At 35.7% G+C, this 207-nt stretch carries 1 protein-coding gene; it reads left to right on the plus strand.

What is annotated here, in order from left to right:
- A partial coding sequence (locus V6255_RS19140; protein WP_341629499.1) for a hypothetical protein occupies positions 1-207 on the plus strand: 207 nt, incomplete at both ends.

Here is a 207-nt window from a genome sequence, read left to right on the forward strand (position 1 = left end):
TCTTTTTTATCTGATTTTGGCGTTATTTATCAAGCGCTTATCCCATTAAGTACGCATGTTGATAATACTTATTATGCTATAAAGTGTTTAACTGATAAAAATCAGATTTGGTTAAGTGCTGCTGGTACTGTTAATCGTGTTCCTTGGTTAGAAAGGCACTTCAAATACAATGCCCAACATCGTCCTCCTCAATGGGATCAATCACAG

Source organism: Psychromonas arctica (assembly GCF_038155225.1).
Lineage (GTDB): Bacteria > Pseudomonadota > Gammaproteobacteria > Enterobacterales > Psychromonadaceae > Psychromonas > Psychromonas arctica_B.